Source organism: Pseudomonas sp. SED1, assembly GCF_034044025.1.
Classification (GTDB): domain Bacteria; phylum Pseudomonadota; class Gammaproteobacteria; order Pseudomonadales; family Pseudomonadaceae; genus Aquipseudomonas.
Genome location: NZ_JAXCIS010000135.1, coordinates 1 through 21,376, shown reverse-complemented (window position 1 = coordinate 21,376; position 21,376 = coordinate 1). Strand labels below are relative to the sequence as shown.

Here is a 21,376-nt window from a genome sequence, read left to right as displayed (position 1 = left end):
ACAGTGGGTCACCAGGGTGCGGCGACCACGATGTACTGCACGGAACTGCCGACGTATTGCGGCTGGTACCACGTGGGCCCGCAATGTTGGTAGGCCACGCCATTGGCGATCACCGAGACGCAATCCACGGGCACCGTGGTGACGCGTGTCCCGATCGCGAGGATGGTCGCCGTGGTCGCGCCGATGACGGCGGCGGTGGCCCACGGGTGGTACCAGTCATCTCCGTGGGGCGGCGGAGGCGGTGGTGGAGGAGGCGGCATCGGGTACGGATGCGGCCCCGGTTGTGGTCCGGGTCCCGGATAGGGATGAGGGCCAGGTTGTGGCCCTGGATACGGATGCGGACCAGGCTCGGGGTGCGGCCCTGGCTGAGGATGGGGCTGCGGGTGCGGCTCCGGGTGTGGTGGCATCGGACGGGGTGCGGGCATGGGGTGCGGCGCCGGCATAGGAGGACGGTAACCACCACCGCCACCATGGGGCACTACAAACGTCCGTGCACCACCGCCGCCTCGCAGTTGCCAGGCTTGGGCGGTAATCGGATCGAACAGCGTCAGCAGCAAACTCGCGGTCAGCACCGCCGCTGTGCTTTTCATGGTTGTTCTCCCTGAGGCTCCAACTGTTGCAGGGGCACCGCGCGGGCGCCGGCCGGTGGGGTGAACTCAAAGTCGGCAGGCTTGGGCGAGCTGTTGAGTTGCCACAAGTAGTTGACGCTGTGCCTTGGGTGTTCGGCGGTGTCGCGACGGCTGATCACCAGTCGGCAGGGCAGCGGCTGCGAGCCTTGGCGAATCCACAACTGCCAGTCGATGTCCGGCTGGCGGTAGGCGTAGTGGGTGCAGGTCTGGCCGTCGATGGTTTCGCTGCCGATCAGCACGGCGTTGCTGATGCCCACCTCCTTAGCGGTGCCGGGGTTCCAGCGGAACAGGTCGGCCAGCGGCAACTCGATGCCGTAACGTTCGCTCAACTGATCAAGCAACCCGCCGATATTGGCCGGCGCAGCCTGGTTGGCGAAGTAGCCGCTGCGACTGTCGTAGAGGGTGAAGCTTTTGCCGTTGTAGAACAGGCTGCGGCGCTCACCGTCGCTTTCCACCGAGACTTGCAGCTTGTCTGGCTGCATCGCCGCGAGGCGGGTCTGGTGGCTGAATTCGATGGTCTGGCCGTTATCCAGCACCTGGTCAGTGTGGCTGTGGGCGTCGATGCGGAACTGCTGCAGGCTGCGCAGGTAACCGCCCATCTGTTCCAGGGCGGTCAGGGCCTTGGGTTCGAGTTCATCGGCCCAGGCCGTGGTGCTGGCGCTGAATATCAGGCCGATCAACAAAACGCGTGTGCAATGAAAACTGCGCATGGCGCACCTCGTTCAAAGCATGAAAGTCGGGATTACCGGGATAAACGACAGGCGGAAATTCCAGCGGCTGCTGATCAGGTCGTCGGCGTGGATCACCGAGTACTGCACCTCACCGGAAATGCGCACCGGTAGCTTGCCGAAGTACACAATCCGTCCGGCACCGAGGCCGATAGGGAAGTTGACCTTGTTGCCGCCTTCGGCTTTCCAGTTGACGGTGACGTTGGGCGTCATGCCCACCCGCCACTGGCTGGGGCCGGGAATGTTGCGCTGGATGAAGTACTGGATATTGGTCAGGCTGACGTCTTTGCGCCGGGCATCACCGCCCACCGACCACCAGTGCTGGGGGAACACTCCCAGGGTCCAGTCTTCTCCGAGGTAGGCGGCGACGAATGCCGGGCCCAGGGAATACTTGCCGGTGCCCAGCACGTCTTTTTCAGCGGTGGGGAACATCGCCGTCGGACCGAAGCCCCAAACCATTTTCCCGCCATTGGCAAAGCGGATCGGTTGCTTGGGCGAGAACACGCCCACATAAGCCAGGTCGCCAAACCCCGAGGTGCGGTCAAAAGGGTCGTTGACCACCGACGGGAAATCCCGGTCGGTCAGCACACCAGAAGGACTCATGCCAGCCAGGCCGCCGGCCTTCTGATTGATCGGTGCGCTGACGTAGCTGATGGGTAGGCGGTTGATCAGGTTCCAGTCTTCACCGAGGGAAATCGGGAAGGTGGGCATGAAGCTGTATTTGCCCAGGTAGCGAGTGCCGTTGCTGTGGGGCCCCTTGAGCGCGCTGTAGTCGAACTGGTTGAACAGCAGCACCAGGTTGCCCACCGGGTTGTCCATCAGCTTGGCGATCTGCTCGGTCGAGGGCTCGCAGCCGGCCTTGACCACTTGCTTGAGGTCGATATCAAAGTCTTGTTGCAGGCGGTGGCAGGTCTCGGCATCGGCCTTGGCGACCGGGCTGGCGCGGGTGCCCAGGTCCGGCAGATTGGCGGCAGATACGCCAACACTGCTGAACAAACCTGCACACAGGGCGGCACAGCGCACGCTGTTCACCAGACATACTGCAGGCGGAAGGTCCAGGTGTTCACGTCGGGTGAGCCGGTGCGCTCGGAGACCGTGTCGTTATAGGCGATCAGGCCGCCAAACTGGGGTGACAACATAAAACCCAGGCTGGCGCCCAGCAGGCCGTTTTCCTGTTTGTTGTCTTGCCAGTCGCCATCGATCTTGCTTTCGCCGCCGCGGTTGTAGGTGGCGTCCAGTGAAACCCAGAGCGCGCGGTTGATGGTGTAGCTGTAGTGACCCTCGATGGCGTACAGCGGCTTTTGTTCCAGCTTGCTGTCGCCGTGGTAGTCCTTGTTGTCGCCGAACAGCGACACGTAGGTGTTGATCTCCAGCCAGGTCGGGCCAATCGGGGTGCCGAAGCCCAGTTCGGGCTTGAACACCCAGCGGTTGGAGCCGATGTTGATGATGCGGTCTTTATCGTAGTCACCGGTGGGCATGGTCACCCACAGCGCGCCGGTGAGGAACGTCTCGGGTTTCCAGCTGGCGAACTCCTCGGCGGTCAGTGCCGGGCCACCAAAGATGTTATGGGCGAACACAATCTGCGTGTCGCCCATACCACCGTTGCGCTTGGTACCGCTGAAAAACTGGGCGTTGTCGAACGACGCCGAAACGTCGGCGTAAGGCTGGATAAACTGGATGGCGCTGTTGCGCCCGTCGATGCCGAATGAACGGGCGTAACGGAACAGATAGAGGTCGGCGTCCAACGACAGGCCGTTGATTGGCAATGTCGTGTCGATCGGGGTGTTGGTGTCGACCCGATTGTAGTAGCCGAACACCATGTTCAGGTCCGTCGGGGAGTTTTGCCAATCCCTGGCATTGTCGGCAAACCCTATCCCTGGCATCAGTGCCAGTGTGGCGGCGGTAAACGCACTCAGTTGACTACGTGAAACCATGGCTCTACTCCTTGTAAATGCCTGATGTCAGGGTGCAGCGGTGCTACTTGATCAGGCGTTATTTGATCGGTGTGAGCGGTGGCAGCTTCCATTGGCCATTGCCCACTTCGGGCTTGGGCAGGTAAATGCGCAATACGGCATAGAACGGGCCGGGCGGTGCAGGCAGCCAGTTGCTTTGTTCGGCTTTCGGTGGCTCGTGGTGCGCCACCAGCAGCGTCAGGCCGCCATCGGCGTCGAGTTTGAAGTTGGGCAACATCCGCGAGTTGAGCAGGTAGCGCTTCTTCAGGTTCGGCACCAGCAGCTTGGTCTTGGCGTCGTACATGGTCAGCGACCAGAACGCATCCGCCGGTGGCAACTGGTCCTTGGCGAAGTGCACGGTGTAACTGTGGCGCGCGCCGTTGGCCGGTTTGCCTTCGCTGTCGACGAAGTAGCTCAGGTAGGCGGCCTCATCCGTCGAGTTGCCGAAGATCCCCAGGTTGGCGCCCACGTAGCGATACAGATAATTGTTGTTCAGATGGTCTCGCGAGCCGAAGAAATCGCCACTGGCCACTTGGTGAGTGTCGATCTTGTCCTTCTTGAACGCTGCAAACTCAGCCTTGCCATCAGCAATCCCGTCTTCCAGGGCCTTGCGTTGTTCAACCGTCAGGGCCTTGAGGTCAAACGGTTTGCCGGCCTCGACGCCGATCTTGGCAAAACGCGCGAGCACCTCTTTTTCACTGTCCTGAGGCGCCGCATAGCCCAGCATGAAGTTCAGGTAGCGGAACAGGTGCACGCTGTCGCTCATGTTGGGGGTTGGCTTGGGCCAGGCGATTTTCGGCGGCTTGATCGGTTTCGGCTGGTTCACATAGTTGCTGAGGGTCTGGACCTTGTAGCCGCCCTGGATCTGCTTGACCTTGGCGAGGTCCTTGTCATCGAACAATTGGGTGCGGTACAGGGCGTAGGTGATGTTGCTTTCGCTGTACACCACGCGGTCGACATTGGGGGGCTGCTGACCTTTCCAGTCAGGGCCGGCGATCATGTAGTGGCCGCCGTTGTTGCCGGTGCTGCGGGTGCCCAGGTAGCCGAAGTTCTGGGTGTAGAGGTCGATCAACTGCACCGAGTAGTATCGGTTGTCTTCGATCTTCGGCAGGGTCAGTACGACCGGCTCGGCGCGCAGGTCCAGCCAGACAAAGGAGTAGGGCGTGTCCGAATTCGGTGTAATGAACGCAGTGTCCTTGGGCGTGAACACTTGCGCGGTGTTGCCGATATGGTTGAACGGCGCCTTGAAGTTCGGCCCGGTCTTGTCAACGGCCTGGGTGTAGAGGGTCTTGTACATCTCCACCACCGGGAAGCCATACAGGTAAGCCTCCTTGGCGATGGCCCGGGCTTCACTCGGCGTGGCGGTGAAATCGGCCCAGGCGCCGGTACTCATGAAAATCGAGAGGCTCGCCAACAGCAGGCGCGTCGGAGTTCGAATCATGTTGTTGCGTCCTTACTGAATCAGTCGGATGTCGTCGAGTTTCCAGCTCTTATCGAAGTAGGCCTCGGTAGGCGCATACAGTCGGAAATAGCTGAACCAGTGTTTGCCGGGCAGAGTTTGCACCCAGTTGCTCTCGAAGTCTTTTGGCGCGTGAGGTCCGAAGTAAAGATCTATCGAACCGTCGGCATTTTTCTTCAAATCCTGGCGTGACGACAGGTCGGCCTTGCGCTGCGGGTTGTCGATCAGGCAGCGGCTGTCGATGTCATACACGGTCATCGACCAGAACTGTTTGGCCGGAGGGTTGGCGCCGATGTGCAGGGTGTAGGACTTGCCGCCGTCGAGCCACTGGCCCTTGTTGTCGGTGTAGGCGCCGAGGTAAGTCTGGCCCAGGCCCGGGGTCTTGGAAACCATGCCTTTAGTGTTGGTCACCGCTTCGTAGAACCAGGCGCTGCGTTCCCACAGCTGGTCGTAATAGGCCACGCGCTGGGACGGCTCGGTGATGTTGAGCACGGTGTCCCATTGCCGGTCTTTCCAGTACTGCGCCTGGGGGAAACGCTTGGCGAAGGCGTTGGCCTTGGCGATCAATTCACCCATTTGCGCGCCTTGCTCCAGGGCTTGGCGCTGGTGTTCGTTAGGGTTGAAGGGTTTGTCCTTCTCGATGCCCAGGCTGGACAGCATGGCCATGTAGAAACGGTCGCGTTCGTTGACCGGCTCTTTCTGGATAATCCCGTGCAGTCGCTGCCAGTAGGCCATGCCACGCGGCTGGGTGCCGGACCAGGGTTTGCCGCCGGGGGACAGCAAACGGGTCTTGCCGGGATTGGCGCGCTGGGCGTAGGGGTACATCTTGAACTGCTCGACCAAGGCCTTGCCTTTTGCCGGGTCTGGGTCGAGTACGCGAAAGCCTACCAGTATGTTCATGGTTTCCGACTTGGCGAGGTAGTACTTGCCTGCATCGGCCGGGGGTTCCTGGCCTGGTGGCAACACCAGGTACTTGCCGCCTTTACCTTGGTCGGGGCCGGTCTGGCCCATGTCGATGATTGCTCGTTGCCAGAAATCACCGATCCCGCCGGCCGTTGGCCCCGGCGGCAGCTCAATTACCAGTGGCCCGGTTTCGTTGAGGTCGACGAAACCGAGGACATAAGGCGTGGTTGCGTTGGCGGTGATCACGCCGAGTTTGTCTTCATAGGTGGTCAGCACCATCAGGTCGCCACTGCGGGCGCCCAGCTTGGTGCTGAATTCGTCCTGCCATTGGGCGTATGACACCAGCGGCAAGGCCCACAGATAACTTTGGGTGGCCTGCTGGAAATCCAGTTCGCCGTACAGCTTGGCGATTTCGCTGTGGGCCGGCAGCTCACCTTCCATCGTGATTGGGCCGATGCGCGTATCCAGCGCTTGCGCGCTGGCGGTCAGGGCCAACAGGCTGAAACCGGCACTCCGAAGCAGAGCGTGCATAAAATGTCCTTATTTCCCAAATGTGACGTTGATCCCGGCAAACAGGGTGAACTGCGGCAGGCCATCGCCCTTGCGGGCAACCGTCCACTGCGGTTCGATATAGGCGTTGAGGATATTGCTGCCGGATTTCCAGGCCTTGCCGGCACCGAAACCGATAGGGATGTAATGGGTGTCGTTTTTCAGGTCAAACGTCCAGGTGCCGGTGGAGCGCAGGTACCAGCCCTTGGGCAGGTTATGGATGATGAACGGCTGGAAAGTGGCACTTTCCACATGGGCGCGATCGCTGTCGCCGGCGAAGGAGCTTTGGTATTGAACCAGAGCGCCGAGCAGGCCGCGGGGCGAGGCATCGATGGCCACCGCCGCCAAGCCGGCCTGCCACTTGCCGGTGCCCAGTTCATCGTGCTCGGCGGTAGGCGCGGTGATTTGCGGGCCGATGCCCAACTGCACGCCGTCGGTCTTGAGCAGGAAAATATCGAACAGGTTCAAGTCGCCGATCCCTGTGGTGTAGCCGCTGTGGGGATCGGGGCGGGTGCTGATGGGCAATGTCGCGCGCAACAGCTGGGGCACCCCGATGAAGTCCGAGGGCGCAACGGGCAGCGTGCCGCGCAGCAGCATGTCGTTGGTGTGGGCGTTAGTGTCGAATAACTTCGGGGTGTAAAAGTCCTGCAGGTTTGCACCCGGTGCGAGGTTCAACGGGTTGTTACTCTTGTTGGCGGTGTCGGCGTTGTCGGCGTTGTCGGCCTGGGCCGAAATTGCGGGCAACACTGAAGCCACCAGCACAACTGCCGGAATATACGATGACTTAAGCATGACCACTCCCCAATTCCCTGGTGATGTTCCCGATAGCGCGTTTGTGAAGGCTAGGGGGCTGTCCTTATTCACTATTACGTGTAGGACATGTCGTTTGAAGCTAGCAGTAAATTTAAGACTCGCTAGTCAATCGAAAGAATTAGTTGTTTGTTGAGGGCGGCATCACGGACGCTATGAATAATGGCGAATTGCCTCAAACGCCGCTGCTGTGCAACGGCATTGAGGGGGAGGGGATCAGAGGAGCATTGATTTGACTTTGTCACGCAACTGATCAATCGAGAACGGTTTGGCAATCACCTGGGTGCCAACCGGCACATTGATATTCTCGGCGTAACCACTGGCAAACAGAATCGGCAGGACAGGTCTCAGCTCACGGGCCTTGGCGGCCAGTTCCACGCCGCTCATACCCGGCAGGCCGTGGTCGGTCATCATCAGGTCGATGGTTTTTCCGGCGTCTTTGATGATGTCCAGGGCGCTTTCAGCGTCTGCCGCTTCAAGTACCTGGAACTCCAGCTCTTCGAGGACATCGACGATCAGCATGCGCACGATGGCGTCGTCTTCGACTACTAGGATGGTGGAGGCAGAGGCGGACATAGTGAGGGTTCCCGAGAAGTGGAGGGTGCAGGTCTTGATCAGTCGAAAGACCATCCTCTAATGAGTCGCGTCAATCTCGGCAAGTTCCCGAAACAGGGTCGGCATTGTGCCGGTAATGATTGGAAATGTCCCGTTCAAGGAACAGAAGTGCAAAGGCGTTATGCAGTCAATGCCACCATGGCCAGCAGAAAAATAGCGTTCAACCGCGACTTTGGGGCAAACTCCTCGTTTTTCCGTATTTGGCCAAGGCATGCCCATGACTCCCGCGTCGTCCGTCGATGAGAAAAGCTTCCGTAAATTGCTGGGCCGCAACGTAGCGCTGCCGCTGAGTGTCGGCGTGCTCAGCGCGGTGTTTTTCGTGTGCCTGATCACCTATCTGTTGTCGGTGATCCAGTGGGTGGAACACACCGACCGGGTGATCAACAATCTCAACGAAACCTCGAAGCTGACCGTGGACCTGGAAACCGGCATGCGCGGCTTCCTGATCACTGGCGACGAGCACTTCCTCGACCCGTACGAAGTGGCCAAGCCGCGAATCATTTCCGACTTGCGCAACTTGCAGGCATTGGTGGCGGACAATCCGGAGCAGGTGGATCGCCTCAAGCGTCTGGAATCGTTGCAACTGGCGTGGAACACCTACGCCCAGTCGATGATTGATATGCAGCGCCAGAGCGGTGATTTTCGCACCGCTGTGAAAGCAGGGCGCGGCAAAAGCCTGACGGACGAGATTCGCAAGGAGTACGACCGGGCGGTGGCGATGGAGCAACAGTTCCGCATCACCCGCAATGAGGACGTCACCCGTACCACGATCATCAGCGTCAGCTTGTATCTGGTGTTTGTGCTCGGCCTGAGTGGCTTCCTGGCGTATATCGGAAGAAAGAATTTAATCGAACTTTCAACAAGTTACAGTGAAAACCTCGCGTCACAACAGAAGATTGCCAAGCGCCTGGAGCAGCAAGCCTGGCTGCGCAACGGCCAGACCGAACTGGCCGAACAGGTCCTGGGCCAACTGACGCTGAACCTGCTGGGCCGCAACATTTTGCAGTTCTTCGCCCAATACATGGGCTCGGCAGTGGCGGCGCTGTACGTGCGTGAAGAGCACGGCGGCCTCACGCGCGTGGCCACCTATGGTTTCTCTCGCGAGCAAGAGCAGCAGGAGCAGTCGATTTACAACGATGAAGGCATCGTCGGCCAGTCGGTGCGGCAGGATCGCCTGATTCGCCTGGACGATGTGCCGGTGGACTACTTCAAGGTCAGTTCCGGCCTCGGCGAGGGCCCGACCCGCAGTGTGATGGTGGTGCCGACCAGTGATGATGGCCGGGTCAACGGCGTAATCGAACTGGGCTTTTTGCGTGCCCTGGACGACCGTGATGTCGAGCTGCTGGAGTTGATTGCCGGCAACATCGGTACGTCCATCGAAGCGGCGCGTTATCGCCAGCGCCTGCAGGAAGTGCTGGCCGAAACCCAGCAGCTTAATGAAGAGCTGCAAGTGCAGCAGGAAGAGCTCAAGACCGCCAACGAAGAGTTGGAGGAACAGTCCCGCATCCTCAAGGAATCCCAGGCCCACTTGGAAACCCAGCAGGCGGAGCTGGAGCAGACCAACGAACAACTGGCGGAGCAGACCCAGACCCTGGCCGAGCAACGCGATGCCATGGACCAGAAAAACGTCCAGCTCAACCGCGTACAGATCGAGCTGGAAGAGCGCGCCGACGAGTTGCAGCGCTCCAGCAAGTACAAATCCGAATTCCTCGCCAACATGTCCCACGAGCTGCGCACGCCGCTGAACAGCTCGTTGATCCTGGCCAAGTTGCTGGCGGAAAACCCGCAGGAAAATCTCAGCGCCGAACAGGTCAAGTTCGCCGAGTCGATCTATTCGGCCGGCAACGACCTGCTCAACCTGATCAATGACATCCTCGACATCTCCAAGGTCGAGGCCGGCAAGCTGGAAATGCGCCCGGAGAACTCCAGCGTGGCACGCCTGGTGGATGGCTTGCGCGGCATGTTCGAGCCGCTGGCAGCCGACCGCAAGCTCGGGTTTCAGGTGGAGGTGCAGGAAGGCACACCGCACATGCTGTTCACCGACCGCCAGCGCCTGGAACAGATTCTGAAGAACCTGCTGTCCAACGCGGTCAAGTTCACCGAGAAAGGCGAGGTCAGCCTGTCGGTATCCCGGGCACCGGGCGAGGGCGTCGCCTTTACCGTGCGCGACTCGGGGATAGGTATTGCTCCGGACCAGCAGGAAAGCATCTTCGAAGCCTTCCGTCAGGCGGATGGCACCACCAACCGCCGTTACGGCGGCACCGGCCTGGGCCTGTCGATCTCCCGGGACCTGGCGAACCTGTTGGGCGGCTATATCAGTGTCACCAGCGAACCTGGCCAGGGCAGCGTCTTTACCCTGGTGGTGCCCGAGCACTATGTAGAGCGTGACGAAGACACCCCGGCGCTGGAACAGCCGCGCGCGGTGGTCCCTGCGCCTGCACCAGCCCCGATCAAGGTCTCGCCGATGCCGATCGCCCACGAAGCGCAGATCCCGCGCTTTATCGATGACCGCGACAAGGCTCCATTCGCCACGCGTTGCATCCTGGTGGTGGAGGACGAGCCGAACTTTGCGCGCATCCTCTTCGACCTGGCTCATGAGCTGGGTTACCACTGCCTGGTGGCCCATGGCGCGGATGAAGGTTACGCCCTGGCAGAACAATACATTCCCGACGCGATCCTGCTGGACATGCGCCTGCCGGACCATTCCGGCCTGACCGTGCTGCAACGTCTCAAGGAGCATGCCGGAACCCGTCACATCCCGGTGCACGTGATTTCCGTGGAAGACCGCGTCGAAGCGGCCATGCACATGGGCGCCGTCGGGTACGCGGTCAAGCCGACCACCCGCGAAGAGCTCAAGGATGTGTTTGCTCGCCTGGAAGCCAAGCTGACGCAGAAGGTCAAGCGTGTGCTGCTGGTGGAAGACGATGACCTACAGCGTGACAGTATCGCGCGCCTGATCGGCGACGATGACATCGAGATCACCGCTGTAGGCTTCGCCCAGGAAGCCCTGGACCTGCTGCGCACCCACATCTATGACTGCATGATCATCGACCTCAAGCTGCCGGACATGCTCGGTAACGAGCTGCTCAAGCGCATGTCCACCGAGGATATCTGCTCGTTCCCGCCGGTGATCGTCTACACCGGGCGCAACCTGACCCGGGACGAAGAGGCCGAACTGCGCAAGTATTCGCGCTCGATCATCATCAAGGGCGCACGCTCCCCCGAGCGTTTGCTGGACGAGGTCACACTCTTTCTGCACAAAGTCGAATCCCAGCTGTCCCATGAACGCCAGACAATGCTCAGGACCGCCCGCAGCCGCGACAAGGTCTTCGAAGGGCGCAAAATCCTGCTGGTGGATGACGATGTACGCAATATTTTCGCCCTGACCAGTGCCCTGGAGCACAAGGGCGCGATTGTCGTGATCGGCCGTAATGGCCGCGAGGCGATCGAGAAACTCAATGAAGTCGATGACATCGACCTGGTGCTGATGGATGTGATGATGCCGGAGATGGACGGTTACGAGGCCACGGCCTTGATCCGCCAGGACCCGCGCTGGCGCAAGCTGCCGATCATTGCGGTGACGGCCAAGGCCATGAAGGACGATCAGGAGCGTTGCCTGGCGGCAGGCTCCAACGATTACCTGGCCAAGCCCATCGACCTGGACCGGTTGTTTTCATTGATTCGCGTGTGGCTACCCAAGATGGAACGGATTTAATTGGAAAGAAGCACTGACATCGAACTGCGCTTGCTGATTGAGGCCATTTACCTCAAGTACAGCTATGACTTTCGTGATTATTCCGGGGCTTCGGTCAAGCGCCGCGTAGCCCATGCGCTGCGCCAGTTTGACTGCGCCACCATTTCGGCGTTGCAGGAACGGGTGCTGCATGACCCGACGGCGTTCATGCAGTTGCTGCAGTTCCTGACGATTCCGGTCAGCGAGATGTTTCGCGACCCCTCGCACTTCCTGGCGATTCGCCAGGAAGTGGTGCCGCTGCTCAAGACCTACCCGTCGATCAAGATCTGGATCGCCGGCTGCAGCACCGGGGAAGAGGTGTACTCCATGGCCATCCTGTTGCGTGAGGAAGGCTTGCTGGAGCGCACCATCATCTACGCCACCGACATCAACCCCCGGTCCCTGGAAAAAGCCAAGCAGGGGATTTTTTCACTTGAGAACATCCGCGCTTATACCCATAACTACCAGCAGGCCGGGGGCCAGCGTTCGTTTGCCGATTACTACACCGCGGCTTACGATCATGCGATCTTCGACAAGACCCTGCGGGAGAACGTGACGTTCGCTGATCACAGCCTGGCAACGGATAGCGTATTCTCAGAAACTCAATTAATTTCATGCCGTAACGTATTGATTTATTTCAATAAAAAATTGCAGGATAGAGCGTTTGGATTGTTCCATGAGTCGCTGTGTCATCGCGGCTTCCTGGTGCTGGGCAGTAAGGAAACCCTGGATTTTTCCGGCTACAGCAAACAGTTCGAACCCCTGGTCAAGCAAGAACGGATCTACCGAAAATTATGAATGAAGCTGCTGCCAGCCCGGTATCCGGGATCGAGGCTGTTGTGATCGGCGCTTCCGCAGGCGGCGTCGAGGCGTTGCTGAGCATTTTTGGTGAATTACCGGCGAACTTCGACCTGCCGATCATCACCGTGCTGCACCTGCCGGACGAGCGCCGCAGCCAGTTGGCGGAAGTGTTCGACCGTCGCGTATCGATGAAGGTAGTTGAAGCGCGCGACAAAGAAGTGATCCAGCCCGGCACCCTGTATTTTGCCGGCCCCGGTTATCACCTGTCGGTGGAGCACGACCGCAGCCTCTCACTGAGTCAGGAGGACCGCGTGCACCATTCCCGGCCGGCCATTGACTACCTGTTCGAGTCGGCTGCCGATGTGTACGGCTCTGGCCTGATGGCGATCCTGCTGACGGGCGCCAACCAGGATGGCGCCCGTGGCCTGGCCCATGTCAAACAGTGCGGTGGTACGACGGTGGTTCAGGACCCCGACGAGGCGCGAGTAGCCATCATGCCCCGGGCCGCCCTGAAGCTGCACACACCGGACCATATTCTTCCCTTGAGCCGCATTGGCACTTTGCTGGCTTCCCTGGAATCTTCCCCATGTTAAGTACTGTCCAGGCCAAACTGCTGATCGTCGACGATCTGCCGGAAAACCTGCTGGCCCTTGAAGCGCTGATCAAGCGCGAAGACCGCCAGGTCTACAAGGCATTAAGCGCCGACGAGGCCTTGTCGCTGTTGCTGGAGCACGAGTTCGCCATGGCCATTCTCGACGTGCAGATGCCCGGCATGAATGGTTTTGAGCTGGCCGAGCTGATGCGCGGCACTGAAAAGACCAAGAACATCCCGATCGTGTTTGTCAGCGCCGCCGGGCGTGAGCTCAACTATGCGTTCAAGGGCTACGAAAGCGGCGCCGTGGACTTCCTGCACAAGCCGCTGGACATCCATGCGGTCAAGAGCAAGGTCAATGTGTTCGTCGACCTGTACCGCCAGAGCAAGGCGATGAAGCTGCAGGTTGAAGCTCTGGAGCAAAGCCGCCGCGAACAGGAAGCCTTGCTCACGCGCTTGCAGGCCACCCAGGCCGAACTTGAACAAGCCGTGCGCATGCGCGATGACTTCATGTCGATCGTTGCCCATGAAGTGCGTACGCCCCTCAACGGGCTGATCCTGGAAACCCAGTTGCGCAAGATGCACCTGGCCCGGGACAACGCTGCGGCTTTTACCATGGACAAGATGCACGCCATGGTCGACCGCGATGAGCGGCAGATCCATAGCCTGATTCGCTTGATCGAAGACATGCTGGACGTGTCGCGCATCCGCACCGGCAAGCTGTCGATCCGCCCCGGGCGCTTTGACCTGACGCAACTGGTGCACAACCTGCTGGAGAATTTCGCCCCGCAAGTAGCGGCGGCCGAATCCTCGGTGAAGTGGGTGCAGGAAGGGCCGGTGGAGGGCAACTGGGATGAATTCCGTATCGAACAGGTGGTGTCCAACCTGCTGACCAACGCCTTGCGCTATGGCGCCAAGAGCCCGGTGGAAGTGCGGGTGTATGCCGAGCATGGCGAAGCGCGGGTGGAAGTGCGTGACCACGGGATCGGCATCAGCGAAGACAACCAGAAACGGATCTTCCAGCAGTTTGAGCGGGTGTCGGCCAATCACGCGGTGGCGGGCCTGGGCCTGGGGTTGTTTATCTCCGAGCAGATTATCGCGGCCCACGGCGGTACTATCGAAGTCGAAAGCCGGATAGGCGAGGGTGCCTTGTTCCGCGTCTGCCTGCCCCTGGGGCCGCAGGCGTGAAATCAATCGTGAATCCGACGCAACCTCTGCGTGACCCTATGGTCGTATCAGCAGCAATTGACCGGACAAAGGCTTCCCATGAGTGAAGATGCGCAAGATGTGGTTCTGATCGTCGAAGATGACGAGTCGATTATGTTTGTGTTGGGTGAGTACCTGTCGGGCCTCGGTTACCGGGTATTGAAGGCGATTGATGGCGAGCAGGCATTTGAAATCCTCGCCACCAAGCCGCACCTGGACCTGATGGTCACCGACTATCGCCTGCCAGGTGGTATCTCCGGCGTGCAGATCGCCGAGCCTGCGATCAAGCTGCGACCGGAATTGAAGGTGATCTTTATCAGCGGTTACCCGCAGGAGATTCTCGACTGCAACAGCCCGATCACGCGCAATGCGCCGATCCTGGCCAAGCCGTTTGACCTGGATACGTTGCAGGAACATATCCAGCGCTTGTTGGCTTAAAGCCTTGTGAAGGGGGGGAGCGCGCTCCCTCTTCAAGCCTTGATCATTTCCCTCACCTTTGCCGTCAACAAATCAAAGGTGAATGGCTTGGTGATCATCTGCATGCCCGGGTCCAGAAAACCGCCCCTCACCGCCGCATGCTCTGCATAGCCAGTGATAAACAGCACCTTCAAGTCCGGGCGTACCTGTCGCCCGATTTCCGCCAGTTGCCGGCCATTCATGCCGGGCAGGCCGACGTCGCTGATCAGGAGGTCAATCCGCTGGCTGGACTCGATGATCGGCATGGCGCTGTCGGCGTCACCGGCTTCAACGAAGGCATAGCCCAGTTCGCTCAGCACGGCGCTGACCAGCACCCGCACGGCCGGGTCGTCCTCGACGATCAACACCGTCTCGCCAGCGTTGGCGAACGGCAGCAGCGCCGGGTTGAGAGGTTCATCTGCAATGACCTCGCCGACAAACCGCGGCAGGAACAGGCTGACGGTGGTGCCTTGGCCCACAACGCTGTGGATCGACACATGCCCATGGGACTGGCGCGCAAACCCGTAGATCATCGACAACCCCAGCCCGGTGCCCTGGCCGATGGGTTTGGTGGTAAAGAACGGGTCAAATGCGCGGCTGATCACGCTCTCGGGCATGCCGCAGCCGGTGTCGCTGACGCTCAGTTCCACGTAGTCGCCAGGGTTGAGGGTGCCGTAGGCTGCGGTAAAGACGCTGTCGAGGTGGCGGTTGGTGGTTTCCACCACCAGTTGGCCGCCGTTGGGCATTGCATCCCGAGCATTGATGGCCAGGTTGAGCAGGGCGCTTTCCAGTTGATTGGGGTCGACTTCGGCGGTCCATAGTTGCTCGGTCAGCCGGATGTTCAGGGTGATGCTTTCGTTGAGGCTGCGTTGCAGCAGCTCACCCATCGAACTCACCAATTGGTTGATCTGTACCGGTTTGGAATCCAATGACTGGCGACGGGAAAAGGCCAGCAGGCGGTGGGTCAGGGCGGCCGCGCGGTTCGCCGACGTGACACCCAGGTCAATCAGGCTGTCGAGGTCTTCAGTGCGGCCCCGAGCGACGCGCCTTCGCAGCAGCTCCAGGCTGCCGATGATGCCCGTCAGCATGTTGTTGAAGTCATGGGCGATACCGCCGGTCAATTGGCCGACGGCTTCCATTTTCTGCGACTGGCGCAACGCTTCTTCGTTGTTGCGCAGTTGAGCCGTGCGCTCTTCCACCTGTTGCTCAAGGGTTTCCAGGGTGCGTTGCAGGCGTTGCTCGCTCTGGCTCAGTTCGATCAACCGGTCGCGGGCCTCGTACTGCCGGCGGCGCCCGCGCAGCGCCGTGGTCACAAGGCTGATCAAGGTAACCGGATGGAATGGCCGCTCGAGGAACGTCACGTTGCCCAGTAACTTGCTCAGGTGTGAGGAACCGTTCTGTTCGCTGCCGCCATGGTGCGTCATCAGCACAATCGGCAGGTCTGACCACGCCGGTTGTTGATGCAGGTGCGTGAGCAGCGGCTCCAGGTCGATACCGCGCATGGCCTCGGCGGCAATGACCAGCAAGCCTGCACCGTGCTCCAGCTCCTCGCAGAGCATCTGCAAATGGCTGGCGATGACGCCATTGAAACCGGCCTCATTGAGCATCATCAATGCCAATGAGCTGTCACGCCCCAGTGGCGCCAGAATGATCGCCCGTTCGGAGATGGCCGGTAGGCCACTCATGAACTTTCATCCTTGAGCAGCGGGTTATCGGTACCCATGTACGTCGGCACACCGCGCAACACGCCTTGGAACGTATCCAGAGGCTCACCGATGGTCATGCCCGTGCTGCCGATACGGTATTCGCGAATCGTCGACTCATGGCTGCCGGTGCGTTTCTTGATGATCGAGATAGCCCGGCGGACTTTGCCGAGGGCTTCGAAGTAACGCAGCAGGATCACGGTGTCCGCCAGGTAGGTGATGTCCACCGGCGCCTGCATGTCGCCCACCAGCCCGTGCTGGGCAACGGTCATGAAGGTCGCGGCGCCACGACGGTTGAGGTACAGCAGCAGCTCGTGCATGTGCAGGATCAGCGCGTTTTCTTCCGGCATCGCGGCCTGGTAGCCGTTGACGCTGTCGATCACCACGGTCTTGATCCCGCGCTCATCCACGCAACGCCGCACCCGATGGGAGAACTCACCGGGGGAAAGCTCGGCGGCGTCCACTTGCTCGATCAGCAGGTTGCCGGTGTCTTGCAGAGCCTGCAGGTCGATACCCATGTTTTTCATGCGCTCGAACAGCAGGCCCAGTTCTTCATCAAAAATGAACAGCGCGGCTTTTTCGCCCCGGGCGACGGCTGCTGCCGCGAAGATCATCGAGATCAGCGATTTGCCGGTACCGGCCGGGCCCAGGATCAACGTGCTGGAACCGGTCTCGATCCCGCCGCCCAGCAATGCATCCATCTCGCGGATGCCGCTGGTCAAGGTCTGGCGGTTGTAGCCGCCACGGTGCTCGGCCGCCACCAGACGCGGGAACACATGCACGCCGCCTTCCATGATGGTGAAGTCGTGGAAGCCACCGCGGTACTTCTGACCACGGTACTTCACAATCCGCACGCGGCGGCGTTCTGCGCCGTAGTTGGGGGTCAGTTCTTCCAGGCGAATCACGCCGTGGGCCACGCTGTGCACGGTTTTGTCGAGAGACTCGGTAGTCAGGTCATCCAGCAGCAATACAGTGGCGTCGTAGCGCACGAAGTAGTGCTTGATCGCCAGGATCTGCCGGCGGTAGCGCAGGGAGCTTTGCGCCAGCAGGCGGATTTCCGAGAGGCTGTCGATCACGACGCGGGTCGGTTTGACCCGTTCCACCACTTCAAAAATCTGTCGGGTTGCTTCACCCAGCTCAAGGTCCGAGGAGTACAGCAGGCTCTGCTGGTGTTCGGCATTGAGCAGGCTTTCCGGCGGGGTCAGTTCAAAGATGTGGATGTGTTCATCCAGGTCCCAGCCATGGGACTTGGCACCCTGGCGCAACTCGCGCTCGGTTTCCGACAGGGTGATGTACAGCGATCGTTCGCCGCTTTTTGCGCCGGCCTGGAGAAATTGCAGGGCCACGGTGGTTTTACCGGTGCCGGGTTCACCTTCCAGCAGGAACAAATGGCTACGGGAAAGCCCCCCGGCAAGAATGTCGTCCAGACCTTCAATACCGGTGGCCGCCTTTGCTGTGAACAGCTCTTTGGATGTAGACAAGAAGTGCCCTCGGGTCACAAATAAGTAGTCGGCAGCGCCAGCTGGGGCGCGCCATATTTACTTGACCGTCGCGGCGTGTGGCGGTTCAACGTTTTGTATCAATTACAGCTTCTTGCTGTACCTACAGCCCTTGTTGCAACGCCGGATCGTCCGGATTTTGCTGTTCCAGCTGGGCCAGCAACACCTGCACATTCTGCAACTGGCCGGTTTCCTTCCAGTAATTCACCAGCAAAACCCGCGCCTTGCGATTGGCCGGGTTGCGCTGAATGATCTCTTCCAACTGGCGCTGGGCGGCTTCCAGCTCCTGCTGGGCGTGCAGGGTGGTGGCCAAGTCGTAGCGGTAATCCTGATTGTTCGGTTCCAGCTCCACCGCACGGGACAGGCTGAGTAACGCAAACGCCCGCTCGCCGTGGTGCAGCAGCCACATGCCAAGGGCATGTTGCAGATAGGCCGAATCGGGGTGGGCCTGCAACTGCTTGGCCAATAGCTGGCGGGACTCGTCGACCTTGCCCTGTTTGTCCAGCAGTTCGATTTGCGCGACCACCGCTTGCAGGTTATCCGGTTGCAGGCGCATCGCCTGTTCCAGGGCATTTTGAGCGTCGGGCAACAATGCGCTGTGAATGTACAGGCGTGCCAGCTGAATCCAACCTTCGGGACTCTCGGGTTGTCCCTTGAGCAACTTCACGTATTCGTCGAGTACCTGCTGCAACGGGCCGAAGTACAGGCCGAGGGTATCGGGAGAAAGCCCCAGCAAGGCATTGGCTGCGGCAAACCGAACGCTTTGCTCCGGGTCATCCAGCAATGGGCCGAGCAACAGTGTGCGCTGGCCGCTGGGCACCAGGCCGACGATGCTGTGAATAGCCGCCTCGCGCACCATGGGCGCGTCATTGGTGAGGTCCTTGTCCGCCAGCTTCAGGGCCTGGGGGCTGGGGTAATTGGGCAGTTCGGCATGCAGCGCGGCGCGGCGTACATCGGAGAGGTCCGGGCGGCCCAGCTGTTGATACAGCACACGGGCGGCGCCGGGTTCGCCGTTGTGCGCCTGTTTCAAGGCCTTGGTGTAACCGTGGGCGATGGCCGGCGGCACCACCACTGGTGTCGTACGGGTGAAATACCAGGTGATCAGCACAATAAACAACAGGGCGCACAGGCCGATGATGGAGTAACGGCGTGACTTTGACATGCAGGCGTCCGAAAGCTTGGCAGCTAGTGCAAAGCCATCAGCTTCGGTCAGGTCACCGCGAGTGTCAAACCCGCATCACGTCAGCACGAACTCAATCGGCTCAAGGGCCGGCGGCAGCTCGGTTTCGCAGAGGGCCGCAAGAATCTCGCGCTCCAGGGTGCGGACGATGGCGTTGCAGGGCAGGTCGTTTTCGTCGAAGCCGAAGGGGTCTTCGAGGTCGTCACCGATTTCATCCAGGCCGAAGAAGGTGTAGCTGACGATGGCGGTGAACACCGGCGTCAGCCAGCCCAGCGGCTCGGCCATGGCGAAGGGCAGCAGAATGCAGAACAGGTAGATGGTGCGGTGCAGCAGCAGGGTGTAGGGGAAGGGCAGCGGGGTGTGTTTGATTCGCTCGCACGAGGCCTGGACCTGGCTCAGGCCGTATAGCCGGGTTTCGAGTTGGGTGTAGCGCCAGTCGCTGATGTGGCCTTGTTCGGCGAGTTTCGAGCAGCGGGCGCCGAGGTCTTGCAGGATGCTGTCGGGGAGGTTGGGGTGGCTGGGCTCGACGTAGGCCCACGGCTTGATCGCCTGGGCTTCGTCTTCCAGGCGCAGGCGGGCGATCAGGCCATGGGCGAAGCCGCACAGGCCGCGTAGTACGGCTTCTCGGTCGGTGGAGGTGAGGATTTGGGTTTCGCGGATCAGTGAGCGTATTTCGATGATCATCTGGCCCAGTTGTTTGCGGCCTTCCCACCAGCGGTCGTAGCAGGCGTTGTTGCGAAAGCTCATGAAGATCGACAAGGACAGGCCGAGGAGGGTGAAAGGTGTGGCGTTGACCTTGGAGAAGTAGGCCGGGTGCAGGGTTTCTACCAGCACGATGACTGAGGCCAGCAGGGTTACCAGCAAGCTGCGTAAGGCGATGCGCTTGGCGATTGAGCCCTTCAGGGAGAACAGGATGCCGAGCAGGTTGGGTTTGGGACGGACGATCATGGGCGGGCTTCTTGGGTGGCGCAGGCTGTCAGGTTAGAAGCCTGTTTGCGTTGCGTCCAATTGCTTGGGCTGACTGGGTGATTGGTGGGGTCTATCGTCGGGGCTTTTGGTGTACATATCCGTTGCTGCGGTAACGGCGGCTTATGGTTCCGCTCTTACAGCCAGCCCTTTCAAGGTCTTTTGATTTTAGCGGCCTTGAGCACCCGATCCGTCGACACATGGGCATTCGCGGCTTTGCCTTCCAGCCATTCCTTGGGTTTAGGCACCTTCGGCCCCCGTTTGCTCTTGACGACCGTTTTGGGCTGGATATTTCGAGCAAGTGCAAGCAGGTACTGGGTCAGTCCCTCTGCGGGGATAGGGATGGATAAATATTCTGGCAAAGCTATTTGCATTCCCTCGTAACCGCTGCGTACCTGCACCGTCAGGTGGAAAATCGATGCCTCCCAATCGTCGGGTAAAGTCTCGCGATGAGCCTGCTCGACGCTGCGTTTGAGCACGGCCAGAACGTTGTAAGCCAACACGGCTGATGCAAATCCCAACAGGGCTGCTTTAGGGGTGCCCAAGGTTTCGATTTCACTGTCCAACACCGCTTCCAGGCGCTGGAACATCCCTTCGATGCTCCAGCGACGGCGGTACAAATCAGCGATTTGCTCAGCACTGATAGAGTCGGGCAAGTTGCTCCAGAACAGCAGCGTGGTGTCGCCGGATTCGGTGGGGTTTTGCAGGTTCAATTCGACTCGCCGCCACTGGCGCCCACCTTTTACTTCAATGATTTGCTCACGCACGCTGCCTGCCGCGACTGCGACAGGCATCTGCCAGTCGCTTTCCTTAAGCAGGCGTGGATGTTTGCTCTGTTCGCGAATGATGAACGAGGCCCCGGTATCTTCGCAGGCCTCCATGACCGGGAGCGTGCAGTAGAGTCGGTCAGCCATCCACAGTTGTCCCGCACAGGCCTTTTCCAGCAAGGGCAGCACGCTGACGCGTTCGCTGGCATAAGCATCTTCACAAGGCTGAAGATCAACGACCTGGTCCAGATCGGGGTCGTAAACCACAACGGAAAAACCAGGCCGGGCCGCGCCTCGTTCACGGCGCAAAGCGCCCAGACGCTTTTCGCTGGAAGGCAGGTGGTTACCGTCAACGACCCGTAGTTGCCAGCCAAGCAAAATGGCTGAGTGCCCCAGTTCTTTTATCGTCGGTGCCAAACGCTCTGCGCTACCGGTGACCAGAGCGCGAAGTAGCGCAGGCTCTGTGCGATTGACCTTGTCATACAGCGCCGCCAAGCTGACAGGAAGATCTTCCATCTGTCGAGCGGCGGCATGCAGCGAAGGTCGCAAACCCAATGAAACAAGGGACATCAGTTCAACGATGGTTGAAAACAAAAGCTCACGTGGGTACTGCCGCTGACGGTGTTCTTCGAACACCTGATCGACCCACTCAGCAGGAACAGCCTGCTCCAATATCACTCTGGTCATGACACTGGCCGGTGCTTTTTTCTCAAACCGCGCTAGAACTTCTGCCCACATCGCTTTCGTCACCCTGACTGGAGTTTTGTGGGATTTTATCAAAGACCTTGAAAGGGCTGGCTCTTACAGCGGGTCACTTTTGGCAAACGC

At 60.0% G+C, this 21,376-nt stretch carries 18 protein-coding genes; 5 read left to right on the top strand and 13 right to left on the bottom strand.

The window, feature by feature from the left end; all coding sequences use genetic code 11:
• Positions 1–8: 8 nt before the first annotated feature.
• From SNL23_RS17095 to SNL23_RS17060, 8 genes are all read right to left on the bottom strand, one after another.
• Positions 9–590 carry a hypothetical protein gene (locus tag SNL23_RS17095; RefSeq protein ID WP_318302879.1) on the bottom strand — a complete coding sequence of 194 codons (582 nt, stop codon included), beginning with the start codon at positions 588–590 and terminating at the stop codon, positions 9–11.
• Positions 587–1,339, bottom strand: coding sequence for a DUF2092 domain-containing protein (locus SNL23_RS17090; protein ID WP_076013401.1), 753 nt, complete (start codon positions 1,337–1,339; stop codon positions 587–589). The genes SNL23_RS17095 and SNL23_RS17090 overlap by 4 nt, the downstream gene beginning before the upstream one ends.
• Before the next feature lie 12 nt (positions 1,340–1,351).
• On the bottom strand, positions 1,352–2,389 hold the full coding sequence (locus SNL23_RS17085; protein ID WP_143503526.1) for a transporter: 1,038 nt from the start codon (positions 2,387–2,389) through the stop codon (positions 1,352–1,354).
• The gene (locus SNL23_RS17080) at positions 2,386–3,291 is read right to left on the bottom strand and encodes a transporter (protein WP_076013403.1); all 906 of its coding nucleotides are present in this window, start codon (positions 3,289–3,291) and stop codon (positions 2,386–2,388) included. The genes SNL23_RS17085 and SNL23_RS17080 overlap by 4 nt, the downstream gene beginning before the upstream one ends.
• A gap of 58 nt (positions 3,292–3,349) precedes the next feature.
• Positions 3,350–4,750, bottom strand: coding sequence for a DUF1254 domain-containing protein (locus SNL23_RS17075; protein WP_318302877.1), 1,401 nt, complete (start codon positions 4,748–4,750; stop codon positions 3,350–3,352).
• Between the two features lie 12 nt (positions 4,751–4,762).
• Positions 4,763–6,202, bottom strand: coding sequence for a DUF1254 domain-containing protein (locus SNL23_RS17070; protein ID WP_318302876.1), 1,440 nt, complete (start codon positions 6,200–6,202; stop codon positions 4,763–4,765).
• Positions 6,203–6,211: 9 nt separating this feature from the next.
• Complete coding sequence (locus SNL23_RS17065) at positions 6,212–7,012, bottom strand: hypothetical protein (protein ID WP_318302875.1); 801 nt, start codon at positions 7,010–7,012, stop codon at positions 6,212–6,214.
• A gap of 234 nt (positions 7,013–7,246) precedes the next feature.
• Positions 7,247–7,606, bottom strand: coding sequence for a response regulator (locus tag SNL23_RS17060; RefSeq protein WP_076013407.1), 360 nt, complete (start codon positions 7,604–7,606; stop codon positions 7,247–7,249).
• Positions 7,607–7,862: 256 nt separating this feature from the next.
• On the opposite strand from SNL23_RS17060, the gene SNL23_RS17055 reads away from it, so the two are divergent.
• The 5 genes from SNL23_RS17055 (at position 7,863) to SNL23_RS17035 (ending at position 14,415) form a co-directional block, all read left to right on the top strand.
• A complete protein-coding gene (locus SNL23_RS17055) occupies positions 7,863–11,360 on the top strand; it encodes a response regulator (RefSeq protein WP_076013408.1) in 3,498 nt (1,165 codons plus the stop codon).
• Entirely contained in the window at positions 11,361–12,176 is an 816-nt protein-coding gene (locus tag SNL23_RS17050) for a CheR family methyltransferase (protein ID WP_063030076.1), read from the top strand.
• Positions 12,173–12,772, top strand: coding sequence for a chemotaxis protein CheB (locus SNL23_RS17045; RefSeq protein ID WP_076013409.1), 600 nt, complete (start codon positions 12,173–12,175; stop codon positions 12,770–12,772). The genes SNL23_RS17050 and SNL23_RS17045 overlap by 4 nt, the downstream gene beginning before the upstream one ends.
• Positions 12,766–13,959 (top strand): hybrid sensor histidine kinase/response regulator, encoded by a 1,194-nt coding sequence (locus SNL23_RS17040; RefSeq protein WP_318302872.1) that lies wholly within the window; start codon positions 12,766–12,768, stop codon positions 13,957–13,959. Before SNL23_RS17045 ends, SNL23_RS17040 begins: the two co-directional genes overlap by 7 nt.
• Before the next feature lie 78 nt (positions 13,960–14,037).
• Positions 14,038–14,415: a response regulator gene (locus SNL23_RS17035; RefSeq protein ID WP_010171103.1), complete on the top strand. Its 378-nt coding sequence runs from the start codon at positions 14,038–14,040 to the stop codon at positions 14,413–14,415.
• A 32-nt stretch (positions 14,416–14,447) separates the two neighbouring features.
• Here SNL23_RS17035 and SNL23_RS17030 read toward each other — a convergent pair whose 3' ends face one another.
• The 5 genes from SNL23_RS17030 to SNL23_RS17010 all read right to left on the bottom strand — a co-directional run bounded on the left by SNL23_RS17030 (position 14,448) and on the right by SNL23_RS17010 (position 21,235).
• Positions 14,448–16,118 carry a response regulator gene (locus SNL23_RS17030; protein ID WP_076013411.1) on the bottom strand — a complete coding sequence of 557 codons (1,671 nt, stop codon included), beginning with the start codon at positions 16,116–16,118 and terminating at the stop codon, positions 14,448–14,450.
• Complete coding sequence (locus SNL23_RS17025; protein WP_076013412.1) at positions 16,115–17,617, bottom strand: ATPase domain-containing protein; 1,503 nt, start codon at positions 17,615–17,617, stop codon at positions 16,115–16,117. Before SNL23_RS17025 ends, SNL23_RS17030 begins: the two co-directional genes overlap by 4 nt.
• 121 nt (positions 17,618–17,738) lie before the next feature.
• Positions 17,739–18,797 (bottom strand): tetratricopeptide repeat protein, encoded by a 1,059-nt coding sequence (locus tag SNL23_RS17020; protein ID WP_167664367.1) that lies wholly within the window; start codon positions 18,795–18,797, stop codon positions 17,739–17,741.
• 75 nt (positions 18,798–18,872) lie between these two features.
• Positions 18,873–19,763, bottom strand: coding sequence for a bestrophin family protein (locus tag SNL23_RS17015; protein WP_318302871.1), 891 nt, complete (start codon positions 19,761–19,763; stop codon positions 18,873–18,875).
• Positions 19,764–19,933: 170 nt separating this feature from the next.
• Positions 19,934–21,235 (bottom strand): IS4 family transposase, encoded by a 1,302-nt coding sequence (locus SNL23_RS17010; protein WP_318302892.1) that lies wholly within the window; start codon positions 21,233–21,235, stop codon positions 19,934–19,936.
• Positions 21,236–21,376: the final 141 nt, after the last annotated feature.

Coding starts and splice junctions, on each gene's coding strand:
- SNL23_RS17095 (WP_318302879.1), bottom strand. CDS start 590: ATGAAAAGCACAGCGGCGGTGCTGACCGCGAGTTTGCTGCTGACGCTG.
- SNL23_RS17090 (WP_076013401.1), bottom strand. CDS start 1,339: ATGCGCAGTTTTCATTGCACACGCGTTTTGTTGATCGGCCTGATATTC.
- SNL23_RS17080 (WP_076013403.1), bottom strand. CDS start 3,291: ATGGTTTCACGTAGTCAACTGAGTGCGTTTACCGCCGCCACACTGGCA.
- SNL23_RS17075 (WP_318302877.1), bottom strand. CDS start 4,750: ATGATTCGAACTCCGACGCGCCTGCTGTTGGCGAGCCTCTCGATTTTC.
- SNL23_RS17070 (WP_318302876.1), bottom strand. CDS start 6,202: ATGCACGCTCTGCTTCGGAGTGCCGGTTTCAGCCTGTTGGCCCTGACC.
- SNL23_RS17065 (WP_318302875.1), bottom strand. CDS start 7,012: ATGCTTAAGTCATCGTATATTCCGGCAGTTGTGCTGGTGGCTTCAGTG.
- SNL23_RS17060 (WP_076013407.1), bottom strand. CDS start 7,606: ATGTCCGCCTCTGCCTCCACCATCCTAGTAGTCGAAGACGACGCCATC.
- SNL23_RS17055 (WP_076013408.1), top strand. CDS start 7,863: ATGACTCCCGCGTCGTCCGTCGATGAGAAAAGCTTCCGTAAATTGCTG.
- SNL23_RS17045 (WP_076013409.1), top strand. CDS start 12,173: ATGAATGAAGCTGCTGCCAGCCCGGTATCCGGGATCGAGGCTGTTGTG.
- SNL23_RS17040 (WP_318302872.1), top strand. CDS start 12,766: ATGTTAAGTACTGTCCAGGCCAAACTGCTGATCGTCGACGATCTGCCG.
- SNL23_RS17035 (WP_010171103.1), top strand. CDS start 14,038: ATGAGTGAAGATGCGCAAGATGTGGTTCTGATCGTCGAAGATGACGAG.
- SNL23_RS17030 (WP_076013411.1), bottom strand. CDS start 16,118: ATGAGTGGCCTACCGGCCATCTCCGAACGGGCGATCATTCTGGCGCCA.
- SNL23_RS17020 (WP_167664367.1), bottom strand. CDS start 18,797: ATGTCAAAGTCACGCCGTTACTCCATCATCGGCCTGTGCGCCCTGTTG.
- SNL23_RS17015 (WP_318302871.1), bottom strand. CDS start 19,763: ATGATCGTCCGTCCCAAACCCAACCTGCTCGGCATCCTGTTCTCCCTG.
- SNL23_RS17010 (WP_318302892.1), bottom strand. CDS start 21,235: ATGACCAGAGTGATATTGGAGCAGGCTGTTCCTGCTGAGTGGGTCGAT.